This window comes from Lysobacter defluvii IMMIB APB-9 = DSM 18482 (assembly GCF_000423325.1).
In the GTDB taxonomy this organism is placed as follows: Bacteria; Pseudomonadota; Gammaproteobacteria; order Xanthomonadales; family Xanthomonadaceae; genus Novilysobacter; species Novilysobacter defluvii.
On record NZ_AUHT01000005.1, the window covers coordinates 343,977 to 357,739 of the forward strand.

General features: G+C 71.8%; 12 protein-coding genes. 10 read left to right on the forward strand and 2 right to left on the reverse strand.

Features of this window, described 5'->3' with window-relative positions; genetic code table 11:
* Positions 1 to 76: 76 nt before the first annotated feature.
* From G545_RS0103905 to G545_RS13440, 8 genes are all read left to right on the forward strand, one after another.
* The gene (locus G545_RS0103905) at positions 77 to 2,392 is read left to right on the forward strand and encodes a catecholate siderophore receptor Fiu (protein WP_027069249.1); all 2,316 of its coding nucleotides are present in this window, start codon (positions 77 to 79) and stop codon (positions 2,390 to 2,392) included.
* Positions 2,393 to 2,413: 21 nt separating this feature from the next.
* Positions 2,414 to 3,106, forward strand: coding sequence for a Fe2+-dependent dioxygenase (locus G545_RS0103910; RefSeq protein WP_027069250.1), 693 nt, complete (start codon positions 2,414 to 2,416; stop codon positions 3,104 to 3,106).
* Between the two features lie 70 nt (positions 3,107 to 3,176).
* On the forward strand, positions 3,177 to 5,351 hold the full coding sequence (locus G545_RS0103915; protein ID WP_027069251.1) for a TonB-dependent receptor domain-containing protein: 2,175 nt from the start codon (positions 3,177 to 3,179) through the stop codon (positions 5,349 to 5,351).
* 4 nt (positions 5,352 to 5,355) lie between these two features.
* Positions 5,356 to 6,006, forward strand: a complete 651-nt coding sequence (locus tag G545_RS0103920; RefSeq protein WP_052106609.1) for a PepSY-associated TM helix domain-containing protein — start codon at positions 5,356 to 5,358, stop codon at positions 6,004 to 6,006.
* An 11-nt stretch (positions 6,007 to 6,017) separates the two neighbouring features.
* Entirely contained in the window at positions 6,018 to 6,536 is a 519-nt protein-coding gene (locus G545_RS0103925) for a DUF2271 domain-containing protein (RefSeq protein WP_027069253.1), read from the forward strand.
* Between the two features lie 41 nt (positions 6,537 to 6,577).
* Positions 6,578 to 7,393 (forward strand): DUF4198 domain-containing protein, encoded by an 816-nt coding sequence (locus tag G545_RS0103930; protein ID WP_027069254.1) that lies wholly within the window; start codon positions 6,578 to 6,580, stop codon positions 7,391 to 7,393.
* A gap of 90 nt (positions 7,394 to 7,483) precedes the next feature.
* Positions 7,484 to 8,419 (forward strand): FAD:protein FMN transferase, encoded by a 936-nt coding sequence (locus G545_RS0103935; RefSeq protein ID WP_407059624.1) that lies wholly within the window; start codon positions 7,484 to 7,486, stop codon positions 8,417 to 8,419.
* Positions 8,416 to 9,918, forward strand: a complete 1,503-nt coding sequence (locus tag G545_RS13440) for a sulfite reductase subunit alpha (RefSeq protein ID WP_244874612.1) — start codon at positions 8,416 to 8,418, stop codon at positions 9,916 to 9,918. The genes G545_RS0103935 and G545_RS13440 overlap by 4 nt, the downstream gene beginning before the upstream one ends.
* On the opposite strand, the gene G545_RS0103945 is transcribed toward G545_RS13440, so the two are convergent.
* Both G545_RS0103945 and G545_RS13445 read right to left on the reverse strand, forming a co-directional pair.
* Positions 9,912 to 10,511 (reverse strand): HutD/Ves family protein, encoded by a 600-nt coding sequence (locus G545_RS0103945; RefSeq protein ID WP_027069256.1) that lies wholly within the window; start codon positions 10,509 to 10,511, stop codon positions 9,912 to 9,914. The genes G545_RS13440 and G545_RS0103945 overlap by 7 nt on opposite strands.
* Positions 10,512 to 10,720: 209 nt before the next feature.
* Positions 10,721 to 11,029, reverse strand: coding sequence for a ComEA family DNA-binding protein (locus G545_RS13445; protein WP_052106864.1), 309 nt, complete (start codon positions 11,027 to 11,029; stop codon positions 10,721 to 10,723).
* Positions 11,030 to 11,252: 223 nt separating this feature from the next.
* Between G545_RS13445 and G545_RS0103955 the strand changes: the two genes are divergently transcribed.
* Entirely contained in the window at positions 11,253 to 12,743 is a 1,491-nt protein-coding gene (locus G545_RS0103955; protein ID WP_027069257.1) for a M20 family metallopeptidase, read from the forward strand.
* On the forward strand, positions 12,721 to 13,761 hold the full coding sequence (locus G545_RS0103960) for an aminoglycoside phosphotransferase family protein (protein ID WP_081677706.1): 1,041 nt from the start codon (positions 12,721 to 12,723) through the stop codon (positions 13,759 to 13,761). Before G545_RS0103955 ends, G545_RS0103960 begins: the two co-directional genes overlap by 23 nt.
* The last annotated feature ends 2 nt before the right edge of the window (positions 13,762 to 13,763 follow it).

Here is a 13,763-nt window from a genome sequence, read left to right on the forward strand (position 1 = left end):
TTTTTTCGCAATCATTATTGCGAATCATTCTTGTTTGCCTTTACCATGTGCGCCCTCGACGCACCGGCACATGGAAATGGCCCACATCAAGAGTCGCAAGCACGTCCTCCCCCACTCCGCCCCGCGCTCGCTGGGTGCCGCATCGCTGATCGGCCTCGCGCTCGGCCTGCCCGCTGTGGCGGCCGCGCAGTCCACCGGCGGCCCGGCGCCGGACACCCCCACCAGGACCCTCGACGAGGTCCGCGTCGACGGGCACCGGCTCAAGCGCTACTCGGGCGAGTCCAGCTCGCCGAAGTTCACCCAGCCGCTCCTCGACACCACCCGCACCCTCGACATCATCAACGCCGACCTGTTCAACGAGCAGGGCGCGACCACGCTCACCGAGGCGCTGCGCAACACCCCCGGCGTCAGCACCTTCTACGTCGGCGAGAACGGCAACACGACCACCGGTGATGCGGTGTACATGCGCGGCTTCGACAGCTCCGGCAGCATCTTCGTCGACGGCGTGAGGGACCTGGGGTCGATCACCCGCGACGTGTTCAACCTCGAGCAGATCGAAGTGGCGAAGGGGCCCGCCGGCACCGACTACGGGCGCACCGCACCGACCGGCTCGATCAACCTGGTGACCAAACGCGCCCACCTGCGCGATGCCGGGTCGGCGACGCTGTCGGCCGGCAGCGCCGACCACCGCCGGCTCACTGCGGACTGGAACAGGGTCCTGGGCGGCGGCAGCGCGCTGCGGCTGAACCTGATGGCCCAGGACGGCGGCACCCCGGGCCGCGACGTGGTCGAGAACATGCGCTGGGGGATCGCGCCTTCGCTGGGCTTCGGCCTCGGCAGCGCCACCCGCGTGTACCTGGACCTGCTGCACGTCCAGCAGGAGAACCTGCCCGACGGCGGCGTGCCCACCATCGGGCTGCCCGGCTACACCTCCCCCGACCCGGAGCGACCGGAGATCGGCGCCGCGCCGCCGGTCGACCCGGAGAACTTCTACGGCACGCACCGCGACCACGACGACGTCACCGCGGACATGGCGACCGTCCGCATCGAGCATGACCTGCGCCCGGGCGCGCAGCTGGTCAACACTACCCGCTGGGGCAGGACCGACCAGGAATACATGCTCACCGCCTTCATGGCCGACGCCGGGCGCCTGCTGACCCCCGACCCGGCCGATCCGTCGACCTGGACCCTCGCCCGCAACCTGCCCACCTTCAAGGACCAGCGCAACGAGATCCTCGCGAACCAGACCGCGCTGGTCCTCTCGCTCGAACAGGGCAACCTGCGCCACGACATCAGCGCCGGGCTGGAACTGAGCCGCGAGGAGCTGGCCACCCGCGGCGTGGTCGCGCTCGATGGCAGCGCCTGGCCGGACGCCAACCTGTACCGCCCCGACCCGGATGTCACCGGGCTGCACTGGGGTCCCAACGGCGCCCGCGGCGACGGCCGCACCGATACCGTCGCCGCCTGGCTGTTCGACACCCTCAGCATCGGCGAGCGCTGGAAGCTCAATGGCGGCATCCGCGTCGACGACTACACCGCCGAGTTCTCCAGCCTGGTGCCGTGTGGCGGCCGCCGCGGCCCCGACTGTGGCGGCGCGCCCGAGGGCGAGATCGTCCCCGGCGTGGATGCCGAGGTGTCCGACACCCTGTTCAACTGGAAGCTGGGCGCACTCTACAAGCCAGCCGACAACGGCAGCCTCTATGCCAGCTACGCCGTGTCCCACCAGCCGCCCGGCGGCGGCAACCTGGAGCTGAGCGGCAGCGCCAGCAGCGCCGACAACCCCGCCTTCGACCCGCAGGAAGCCCGGACCGCGGAGATCGGCACCAAGTGGGAGTTCGCCGACGGCGGCCTGCTTCTGACCGCCGCACTGTTCGATACCGAGGTCCGCAACGAGGTCGTCCAGGACCCCACCGACCAGCAGTACTACCAGACCGGGCGCAAGCAGGTCCGCGGCGTCGAGCTGGGCGTCGTGGGCCACGTGACCCGGGACTGGGTGGTCTCGGCCGGCTACAGCCACATGGACACCGAAGTGCTCGACGGCCCGGCGGTCACCGCCGACGGCAGCAGCGTGCTGGCCTACACGCCGGAGGATTCCTTCACGGCGTGGAGCACCTGGCAACCGGTGCCGGGCCTCACGCTCGGCGGCGGCGCGCGCTACATGGGCGAGCTGGCCCGTGGCCGCGACGGCGCGGTGGGCACTCCCACCCACACCGAGGACTACTGGGTGGTCGACGCGGTGGCCGGCTATGCCTTCAACGAGCACTTCGAGCTGCGCCTGAACCTCTACAACCTGCTCGACGAGGAGTACGTCGCCGCGATCAACAAGAGCGGCTACCGCTACACGCCGGGCGCACCGCGCTCCGCGCTGCTGACGGCGAACTTCCACTTCTGAGCCGGCTGCCGAGGACCCGCCATGCTGCTGCATATCCCGGGCGTCCTGGACGCCAGCCAGCTGTCGCGCTTCCGCAGGGAGCTCGACGGTGCGCAGTGGACGGACGGCCGCCAGACCGTGGGTCCGCAGGGCGCGCGGGTCAAGCGCAACCTGCAGCTGCCCGAGGACTCGCCGCTGCGCGCGTCGCTGGGCGAAGAGGTACTGGCTGCGCTGGCCGCGCATCCGCTGTATTTCCCGGCGGTGCTGCCGGCGCGCACCCTGCCGCCGCGGTTCAACCGCTACGAGGGCGGCGGCGAGTACGGCTTCCACGTCGACGGCTCGGTGATGGCGCTGCCAACGCCGGCCGGGCAGCCGGCGGTCCAGCTGCGCAGCGACCTGTCCTGCACCGTGTTCCTTTGCGCGCCCGAGGAGTACGAAGGCGGCGAGCTGGTGATCCACGACACATACGGCGAGCACGAGGTCAAGCTGCCGGCCGGCGACGCCATCGTCTACCCGTCCAGCAGCCTGCACCGGGTCACCCCGGTCACCAGCGGCGTCCGCCTGGGCGCCTTCTTCTGGATCCAGAGCCTGGTCCGCGAGGACGCCGCGCGGCAGATGCTGTTCGAACTCGACGCCAGCATCCAGGCGCTCACCGCCTCCGGCGCCGACCAGGCCGCCGTGCTGCGGCTGACCGGCATCTACCACAACCTTCTGCGGCGCTGGGCCGGGACCTGATGCCGCTCCCGACTCCCTCCTCCGTGGCCTCCCGCCACGGGGACCTCCCTTCCCCTTCCGACCGAGCCTGATGAGCCTTCCCCAGTCCAATCCCCGTTTCCGTCCCACGCTGATCGCCCTGGCCCTTGCGCTGGCGCTTCCGTCGATCGCCCACGCCGAGGCGGCCGCGCGCCCGGGCCCGGCCGCCGCGCCGGCGCCCGATGCCACCGACCTGGATGCCGTCGTCGTCACCGCCTCCGGCTTCGAGCAGATGGTCCGCGAGGCCCCGGCCAGCATCAGCGTGATCACCCGCGAGGAACTCGAGACCCGTCCGGTGCATTCGCTCGCCGACGTGCTCGAGGACGTCGAGGGCGTGGACGTTGGAGTCGGCGTGGACAAGACCGGCGCCCCGCAGATCAGCCTGCGCGGCATGCCTTCCGAGTACACGCTGGTGCTGATCGACGGACGCCGGCAGAACACCTCCGGCAACGTCGCCCCGAACAACTTCGGCAACACCGCCAACAGCTTCATCCCGCCGATGTCGGCGATCGAGCGCATCGAGGTCATCCGCGGACCGATGTCGACCCTGTACGGCTCGGACGCGATGGGCGGGGTGGTCAACATCATCACCCGCAAGGTCGGCCAGGAGTGGGGCGGCAGCGCGGGCGCGCAGCTCACCGTGCAGGGCGATGACGCCTTCGGCGACCAGCGCGGCGCCGAGTTCTACGTCGATGGCCCGCTGGTCGACGGACGGCTGGGGCTGGCGGTGCGCGGCAGCTGGAACGAGCGCGACGCGGCCCATGTCCAGTACACCGACGAGAGCGGCGAGGAAGTCGAGCCGTGGATGGGCGCCAACCCGGTGGAGGCGCGCCGCCACAACGCCGGCGCGCGGCTTTCACTGACGCCCAGCGAGTTCCACGACCTGTGGCTGGACGTGTCCGTGCAGCGGCAGAAATTCGACAACAGCGAAGGCCAGATGGGCACGCTGGGCAGCGGCGGCTACGCCGAGACGCTGCGCTTCGACCGCGACCAGGCGCTGCTGGCCTGGGACGGCCGCTTCGACCGCTTCGCGGTCGAGGCCAGCCTGCAGCAGGTCTCCACCCAGACCCACGGCCGGCTGCTCCCCGCCGGCGTGGAGGGTGCCGGTGGCCCGCGCAAGCTGGAGAACGAGAACCGCATCGGCGACCTCAAGTTCGTCACCGGACTGGGCGCCCACACGCTGACCACCGGTGGCCAGTTCATCGACGCCGAGCTGGTGGACGGCGTCGTCGGCGCGCCGTTCGAGTTCGAGCAGTGGGCGCTGTTCGCCGAGGACGAGTGGCGGATCAACGATGCGCTGGGGCTGACCCTCGGCGCGCGCCACGACGACCACAGCGTGTTCGGCGGCCACCTCAGCCCGCGTGCCTACCTGGTCTGGAACGCCGGCCCGGACTGGGTGGTCAAGGGCGGCTACAGCGAGGGCTACCGCTCGCCCAACATCGAGGAACTGACCCCCGGCATCCGCGGCTTCGGCGGCCAGGGAACGATCCCGCTGATCGGCTCGCCGGGCCTGAAGCCCGAGACCAGCGCGACCACCGAGCTGGGCGTCTACTACGCCAACGCGGCGGGTTTCAGCGCCAACCTCACGCTGTTCAACAACGACTTCGAGGACAAGATCGCCTCGGGCACGCCGATTCCCAACTGCGCCTACGGCCTGACCGCGGACGAGTACGCGGCGGCGGACTTCAGCGGCCTGGACTGCTTCGACGCCGGCTTCTTCCCGCGCGCCCCCACCCTGGGCCAGAGCGTGAACATCGACAGCGCGGTCACCCGCGGCGCCGAGTTCGCCATGCGCATGCCGCTCGCACGGGCGTGGGAGCTGAGCCTGAACTACACGCACACCGACAGCGAGCAGGAAAGCGGCGACGACGCCGGCCAGCCGCTGACCAACACCCCGCGCCACCTGCTCAACACGGCGCTGCACTGGACGCCCACCACCGACCTGTCGCTGTTCCTGCGCGGCGAGTACCGCAGCGAGCGCTACCGCGGTGCCGGCCCGGCGCAGGACCAGCTGGGCGACTACAAGCCGTACTCGCAGTTCCACCTGGGCGGCCGCTACCAGCTCAACGACCAGGTCAGCTTCAACGCCGCCATCCACAACCTGTTCGACAAGGACTTCGTGCAGTACCTGCCCTACGACAACAACGGCACGCTTGCCTGGGCCAACACCCGCAGCACCAACGAGGCCGGCCGCCGCTTGTGGCTGTCGGTGAACGTGGACTTCTGAGGCCATGGCCGCCGCCCGCCCCGCCACCGTGCGCGCCGATGGCGCCACCGCCGCGAGCCGCCGCTCGTGGTGGCTCAAGACCCTGCACCGCTGGCACTGGATCAGCGCCGCGGTGAGCCTGGCCGGGTTGCTGGTGTTCGCGGTGACCGGGATCACGCTCAACCACGCCGCCCAGATCGAGGCCGAGGCACGGGTCGAGACGGTCACCGGGACGCTGCCGCCGGCGATGCTCGACGGGCTTGCCGCGCATCCGGCATCCGGGCCGCTGCCCGCGGCGCTGGCCAGCTGGCTCTCGGACGAGCACGGCATCGGCGCGGGCGGCCGCGAAGCCGAGTGGGACGACTTCGAGGTCTACGTCTCGCTGCCCCGCCCCGGCGGTGATGCCTGGCTCGCGATCGACCGGGAGACCGGTGGCTTCGAGTACGAGCGCACCCACCGCGGTGCCATCGCCTGGCTCAACGACCTGCACAAGGGCCGCAACACCGGCGCGGCCTGGCGCTGGTTCATCGACCTGCTCGCCGTAGCCTGCGTGCTGTTCGCGGCCACCGGCCTGTGGCTGCTGTGGCTGCACGCACGGCAGCGCGGCGCCACCTGGCCCCTGGTGGCCTCCGGCGTGGTGCTGCCGGTACTCCTGATCCTGCTGTTCATGCATTGACCGAGGACGCCATGACCCTGCCCCGCCTTGCCTTCCTGCTCGCCGCTCTCGCCCTGCCGGCCGCCTCGCCCGCCTCCGGCCTGGACGTCACCCTGGAGATCCCCCGCCTGGACGTGGCCGAGTACCACCGGCCCTACGTGGCGGTGTGGATCGAGCGCCCCGACCACAGCGTCGCCGCCAACCTGGCGGTCTGGTACGACGACGACATGGCCAAGGACGAAGGCACCAAGTGGCTCAAGGACATGCGCCAGTGGTGGCGGCGCAGTGGCCGCAGCCTGTCGATGCCGGTGGACGGCGTGAGCGGCGCCACCCGCCCGGTCGGCCAGCACCAGCTTCGCTTCGAACACGGCCGCGCCCCGCTGGGCACGCTGGCGCCGGGCGAGTACGAGCTGGTCGTCGAAGCCGCCCGCGAAGTCGGTGGGCGCGAGGTCGTGCGCATCCCGTTCACCTGGCCGGCAAGCCAGCCCACCCGCTCCGACGCGAGCGGCAGCAGCGAGCTGGGCGACGTGCGGCTTACCGTCCGCCCCTGATCCCGGGCGCCCCGGCCCACTACAACCACAAGGAGTTCCCGATGAAGCTTCGACTCGCCGGCATCGCCGCCGCCTTCGCCCTCGTCCTGGGTGCCGCCCCGTCCGCCCAGGCCCACAAGGCCTGGCTGCGCCCGTCCGCCACCGTGCTTTCGGAGACCGGCACCTGGGTGACGGTCGACGCGGCGGTGTCCAACGACCTGTTCTACTTCAACCATGTCCCGCTGCGGCTGGACAGCCTGCGAATCACCGCCCCCGATGGCACGATGCTGGAGCCGGCCAACCCGGCGACGGGCAAGTACCGCAGCGTGTTCGACCTGCAGCTGGAGCAGGAAGGCACCTACCGCATGTCGGTGGTCAACGACGGGTTGTTCGCCCGCTACGTGCTGGACGGGGAGCCGAAGCGCTGGCGCGGCAGCGCCGCGGAGTTCGAGGGCGCGATCCCGGCCGGGGCCACCGATGCCGAGGTGTCGCAGACGCTCAGCCGGGTGGAGACCTTCGTGACCGTCGGCGCGCCGAGCCTGGAGGTGTTCAAGGTTACCGGCGAGGGCATCGAGCTGGTCCCGGTGACGCATCCCAACGACCTGTACGCCGGCGAGACCGCCACCTTCCAGCTGCTGCTCGACGGGGCACCCGCTGCCGGGCTGGAAATCGAGATCGTCCCGGGCGCAACGCGCTACCGCGACAGCCAGGACAGCATCGCCCTGGTCACCGGCGAGGACGGGCGCTTCGAGGTCACCTGGCCGGCCGCCGGGATGTACTGGATGGAAACCGGCAGCAGCGACGACCGCACGTCCGTGCCCGAGGCCGCGCAGCGCCGCCTGGGGTACGTCGCGACATTCGAAGTCCTGCCACTCTGATCCATGTTCCGCCTGCTGCCCCGCGTCCTCGCCCTGCTACTGCTGCTCGCGCTGTCGGCCCCGCCTGCCGGCGCCACGGCCGAGCAACGCATGGCCGGGCAGACGATGGGCACCACCTGGTCGGTGACCCTGCAGGCCGGCGACGGACAGCTCCCCGCGTTGCGCGCCGGGGTACAAGCTCGGCTGGACGAGGTCGTTGCCCAGATGAGCACCTGGGAGCCCGGTTCCGACATCAGCGGCTACAACCGCGCCGCCGCCGGCAGCTGGCACTCGTTGCCAGCCGGGATGCGCCGCGTAGTGGAAGCGGCACTGGAGCTGGCGGAGGCGAGCGGCGGCGCCTTCGATCCGACCATCGGCCCGCTGGTGGACGCCTGGGGCTACGGGCCGGCGGGCGCGCTGGACGGCCCGCCGGATCCCGGTGTCCTCGCCCGGGCCCGTGCCCGCGTGGCCTGGCAGCGCCTGGAACTGGACGGCACGGGACGGCTGCTGCAGCCCGGCGACGTCCGGCTGGACCTGTCGGCGATCGCCAAGGGCTACGCGGTCGACCTCGTTTCCAATTGGCTGCTCGCGCAGGGCGTGGAGGATTTCCTGGTCGAAGTGGGCGGCGAGCTGCGGGGCCATGGCCACAAGGCCGACGGAAGCCCCTGGCGGGTGGCGGTGGAGCGGCCCGCGCCGGACGACTCGCGCGCGGACGACGCGCAGGCGGTGGTGCGCCTCGATGGACTGGCGATCGCCACCTCGGGCGATTACCGGCGCCGCGACTTCGTCGACGGCCGGATGGTCAGCCACCTCATCGACCCGCGCAGCGGCGCCCCCACCACGCACGCGCTGGCTGCGGTGACCGTCCTGCACCCCGAGGCGATGCATGCCGATGCGCTCGCCACCACCCTGCACGTGCTGGGCCCGGAGGACGGCCTGGCCTGGGCGCGCACGCACGGCGTGGCGGCCCTGCTGGTCTGGCGCGAGGGCGACGGATTCGCCAGTGCGATGACCGGCACCTTCGCAAGCCATCTGGAGGAGCCTTGAACACCATCACCGGAACACTGCCCCCTGCCACGCCCCGCCGCATCGATCCTGCCGCGGCGTGCCAGTGGGCCTTGCTCCTGCTGCTTGCGGCGCTGGCGGCCGGCCTGGCCTTCCTGCAGGCCGAGCCTTGGCAGTGGCAGCTTCCGGACGGCGCGCGCCTGTGGGGGGCCGGCGCCTTGCTGGTGGCGGAGGCCGGCCTGATCGGGCTGGTGCTTGCCAATCGCGACGATCCGGCCGGCCCGGGGCGGGCGGGCTTCGTCGAGCCGCTGCAGGCGGACTGGGTGGTGGCACATGCCAGCCAGACCGGACAGGCGGAGATCCTGGCTGGCCAGGCGGCCCGTGCGCTGGGCGCCGGCGGCCATGCCGTGGCGCTGGTGCCGCTGTCGGCACTGGATCCGGCGACGTTGCGCCAGGTGCGCAGGCTGCTTCTGGTGGCCAGCACGACCGGCGAGGGGGACCCCCCGGACAACGCGTACGGCTTCGTGCGCCAGTGCCTGAACGATGCCTCGCTGCGCCTGGAGCAGCTCGAGTACGGCCTGCTGGCCCTGGGCGATCGCGCCTACGGCGACTTCTGCGCCTTCGGCCACATGCTCGACGACTGGCTGCGGGCGGCCGGCGCGCGGCCCCTGTTCGGGATGATCGAGGTCGACGACTCCGACCCGGAGGCCCTGCGGCACTGGGACGGCGCGCTGGCCGGGCTTGGCGCCGACCACGGCGTTGCCGCCACGCCGGCCATCGATGCGGGCGGGGTGCGGCACTGGCGCCTGCACTCGCGCACCGTGCTCAACCCGGGGAGCCCCGGCGCGCCGGTCCACGACCTGGTGCTGGAGCCGGTGGACGGTCCTGCCGTGGCCTGGGAGGCGGGGGACATCGCGGTCGTGCAGCCACCGGGGGCCGACGGCACCCGCGAGTACTCGATCGCCTCGGCGCCTTCCGAAGGCCGGTTGCGGCTGCTGGTGCGCGAGCAGTTGCGCGCGGACGGGAGCCCCGGCCTCGGCAGCGGCTGGCTCGCGCATGGCCTCGCGGTCGGCGCGGAGCTGCCGGTCCGCATCCGCCGCAATCCGCGCTTCCATCCCCCTGCCGACGACCGGCCGCTGATCCTGGTGGGCAACGGCACAGGCATCGCCGGCCTGCGGGCGCTGCTGCGCGCGCGCATCGACGCCGGACACCACCGCAACTGGCTGCTGTTCGGCGAGCGGACCGCCGCCCATGACCGCCACTACGGGGCGGAGCTCGATGCCTGGCGCGCCGGTGGCGGGCTGCAGGGACTGGACCTGGCGTTCTCCCGGGACCCGGGCGGCGCCGGGTACGTGCAGGACCTCGTCGCCGCCCGCGGCGCGGAGCTGCGGCGCTGGGTCGCGCAGGGGGCGTCGGTCTATGTCTGCGGCAGCCTGCGCGGCATGGCGCCCGGCGTGGACGCCGCGCTGGCGGAGCTGCTCGGCCGCGACGTGCTGGACCGGATGGCGGCCGACGGCCGCTACTGCCGCGACGTCTACTGAGGCCCGGCGGGCCCGGGAGACAGCCTGGCCAGCAGGGCCTCGCCATGGCCGTCCAGCCGCTGGCTTGCGCGATCGGCGCCGGCACGCACCAGCATGCTGTCGCCCGCCTCCAGCAACGCACCGGGCGTGCCGGTGCCCACGCGGGCCTGTCCGGCCATCAGGTACAGCAGCCAGGTGCTGCCGGGTTCGGCGAACAGCACCATCGAGCCGACCAGCGGCCGGTGCCAGAGCGTTGCCCCGATGCGCCCACGGCGCCACATCAGGTTGAAGGCGTGCACCGGGCCGTCGATGGGCACGCCCCGTACTCCTTCCTCCCCCGGATAGCGGTGGCGGCCGTGCGGCGGCTCGAGCCGTACCGTGCCCGTCGCGGACTCCAGGGCCAGGCCCCCGCCCGAGAGCAGCACCTGCTCGCGATCGACCCCGTCGAAGCGGGAGAACTCCGCCGGCGCCTCGATCTCGGCGATCGACACCCGCCAGTCCCACGCGCCGCCGGGAGCTCCACCACGTGCGATCTCCCGCGTCCAGCCGGCACCGTTGTGCCAGCGTTCGCGGCGGTAGCCGTTGGCGGGGAGCAGGAGGGGCTGGGCTTGCATCGACGCTGGGGAAGCCGGGGAGGACGGGAAGTGTAGTCGCCACGGTCCATCCGGCCCACGCAGGACCGCCCGCCGCGAGTCCCTTCGCGGCGGGCGGGTACACGGTCCGGGATCCTCCCCCGGGTGCCGGGGCCTCCTGCCACCGGCGGGGGGACGCGGGAAGCCCCCCTGCATGGGCCAGGCGCCGGCCCTGCATGCGGAAGGCGGGCTCAGCCGCCCTTGCCGCCCTTGAGCACGATCCGGTCGCGGTTCTTCTCCACCGTCTTCAGGCCGATGCCCTTGACCTGCGCCAGCTGGTCGGCGCTCTTGAACGGCCCGTGCTCGTCGCGGTAGTCGACGATCGCCTGTGCCTTGGACGGGCCGACGTTGACCAGCACCTCGTTGATGGTGGCCGCGTCGGCGGAGTTGATGTCGACCGTGTCGGCGGCGAACGCCGGCCCGATGAGGGCCAGCGACAGGGCCAGTGCGGCGAGCAACGCATGCAGGCGGCGGGGCTTGCGGGGGGTTTCCGAATTCATGGCATGACTCCTTTCTGAGAGGGTGATTCCATTCACCGGTCGTGCCGGCGAGGGGCAGTGTCCCCGTGCATCCGCCCCGGCGCGATCGCCGGACCGGCCGCCCGCGGGTCATCCCGCCTGCCCCGGCCGCGTAGGAAAAGTCCCGGCCCGCCCACGGCGCTAAACTGTCGCCCTCCCCCTACACGAGGCCGACTCCATGGCATCCAGCACCGGCGACACCGGCATCGACTCCGCTTCCCTGGAGCGCTTCGTCTCCGCCAAGTGGGACGACGAGATCGTGCCCCAGCTCGTGGAGTACATCCGCATCCCCAACAAGTCGCCGATGTTCGACGCCAAGTGGGTCGAGCACGGCTACATGGACCAGGCAGTGGAGCTGATGCGCGGCTGGGCCGAGTCGCAGGGCATCGAGGGCATGCAGCTGGAGGTGGTGCGCCTGGAAGGCCGCACGCCGCTGATCTTCATCGAGGTGCCGGCGGCGAACGGCGGCAGCGATGACGACTGCATCCTCCTGTACGGCCACCTCGACAAGCAGCCCGAGATGACCGGCTGGGACGACGACCTGGGTCCCTGGAAGCCGGTGATCAAGGGCGACCGGCTGTACGGCCGCGGCGGCGCGGACGACGGCTATGCGATCTACGGCTCGCTGACCGCGGTGATGGCGCTGCGCGAGCAGGGCCTGCCGCATGCGCGCTGCGTGGTGCTGATCGAGGCCTGCGAGGAGTCCGGCAGCTACGACCTGCCCGCCTACGTCGACCACTTGGCCGACCGCATCGGCAAGCCGTCGCTGGTGGTGTGCCTGGATTCGGGCTGCGGCAACTACGAGCAGCTGTGGTGCACCACCTCGCTGCGCGGGCTGGCCGGCGGCAACTTCACCGTCAAGGTGCTCGAGGAGGGCGTGCACTCCGGCGACGCGTCCGGCGTGGTGCCCTCCAGCTTCCGCCTGCTGCGCCAGCTGCTGTCGCGCATCGAGGACGAGGCCACCGGGCGCATCATTGATTCGCTGCACGTGGAGATCCCGGCCGAGCGCATCGAGCAGGCGCGCAAGGCCGCCGAGGTGCTGGGCAAGGAGGTCCATGCCAAGTTCCCGTTCCTGGAAGGCATGTCGCCGATGCACGGGGATCCGGCCGAGCTGGTGCTCAACCGCACCTGGCGCCCGGCGCTGTCGGTCACCGGCGTGGACGGGATGCCGTCGCTGGACTCGGCCGGCAACGTCTTGCGTCCGCACACCGCGGTCAAGCTGTCGCTGCGGCTGCCGCCCACCATGGACGGCAGGAAGGCCGGCGAGGTGCTCAGGCGCGCCCTGCTCGACAACCCGCCCAACGGCGCCCACGTGGAGCTGGAGCTGGAGAAGTCCTCGACCGGCTGGAATGCCCCGGCGATGTCGCCCTGGCTGTCGGAAGCCATCGAGGAGTCCAGCCAGGCCCACTACGGCAAGCCGGCGATGTACATGGGCGAAGGCGGGTCGATCCCCTTCATGGGCATGCTCGGCGAGAAGTTCCCCGGCGCCCAGTTCATGATCACCGGCGTGCTCGGGCCGCACTCCAACGCCCACGGCCCCAACGAGTTCCTGCACATCCCGATGGGCAAGAAGGTCACCGCCTGCGTGGCGCACGTGATCGCCCGCCACCAGCAGGCCAGCGCGCGCGGCGAGACCCGCGGCACCGCGGTGGCGGCCGACAGCGGCACCCGCAATGGCGACCACGGCTGCTGCTGAGCCCCAGCCCGTGACCACCGGCATCGACAGCGCGCGCGAGCGGCAGCGCCTGGCCTGGGCACGCGGGGTCACCGGCGAGCCGTACCTGTCGCTGGAGCGGGCCTCGACCGACGCCGGCTTCCGCAGCTACTGGCGGACCGCCGGCATCGCCGGGCCGAGCCTGGTGGTGATGGATTCGCCACCAAGCCTCGAGGACGTGCGGCCCTGGCTGCACATCCACGACCTGCTCGAGCGCGGCGGCGTCCGAGTGCCGCGGGTGCTGGCGCGCGACGAGGAGGCCGGCTTCCTGCTGATGGAGGACCTGGGCCACCGCACCGGCCTTCAGGCGATCGATGCGGGCAATGCGGATGCGATGTTCGAGGCCGCCTTCGACCAGTTGTTGCGGCTCCAGGCGATCACCCCGCCCGCCGACCTGCCCGCCTATGACGCAGCGCTCCTGGCGCGCGAGCTGCGCCTGTTCGACGAGTGGTACCTGCGCCGGCACCTGGGCCTGGAGCCGGATTGCAACGCCCTGGAGACGCTGGACCTGGTGTACCGCCGGCTGGTCGACGCCGCGCTCGCACAGCCACGGGTGCTGGTGCACCGCGACTACATGCTGCGCAACCTGATGCCGCTCGAGGACGGCGCGGTCGCGGTGCTGGACTTCCAGGACGCGGTCCGCGGCCCGATTGCCTATGACCCGGTGAGCCTGTTCAAGGACGCCTTCATCAGCTGGCCGCAGGAACGCATCGACGAGTGGCTGGCCCGCTACCACGAGCGCGCCGCGGCCGCTGGCCTGCCGATGCCGCCGCTGGAACGCTTCCGTCGCGACGCCGATTGGATCGGCGTGCAGCGGCACCTGAAGGTGATCGGCATCTTCGCGCGCCTGCACCACCGCGACGCCAAGCCGAAATACCTGGCCGACGTGCCGCGCTTCTTCGGCTATCTGGGCGGGGTACTGCCGCGCCATCCCGAGCTGGAGCCGCTGGCCCGGCTCATCGACGACCAGGTGCGGCCCCGCCTGGCGGCGAGTGCCTGAGG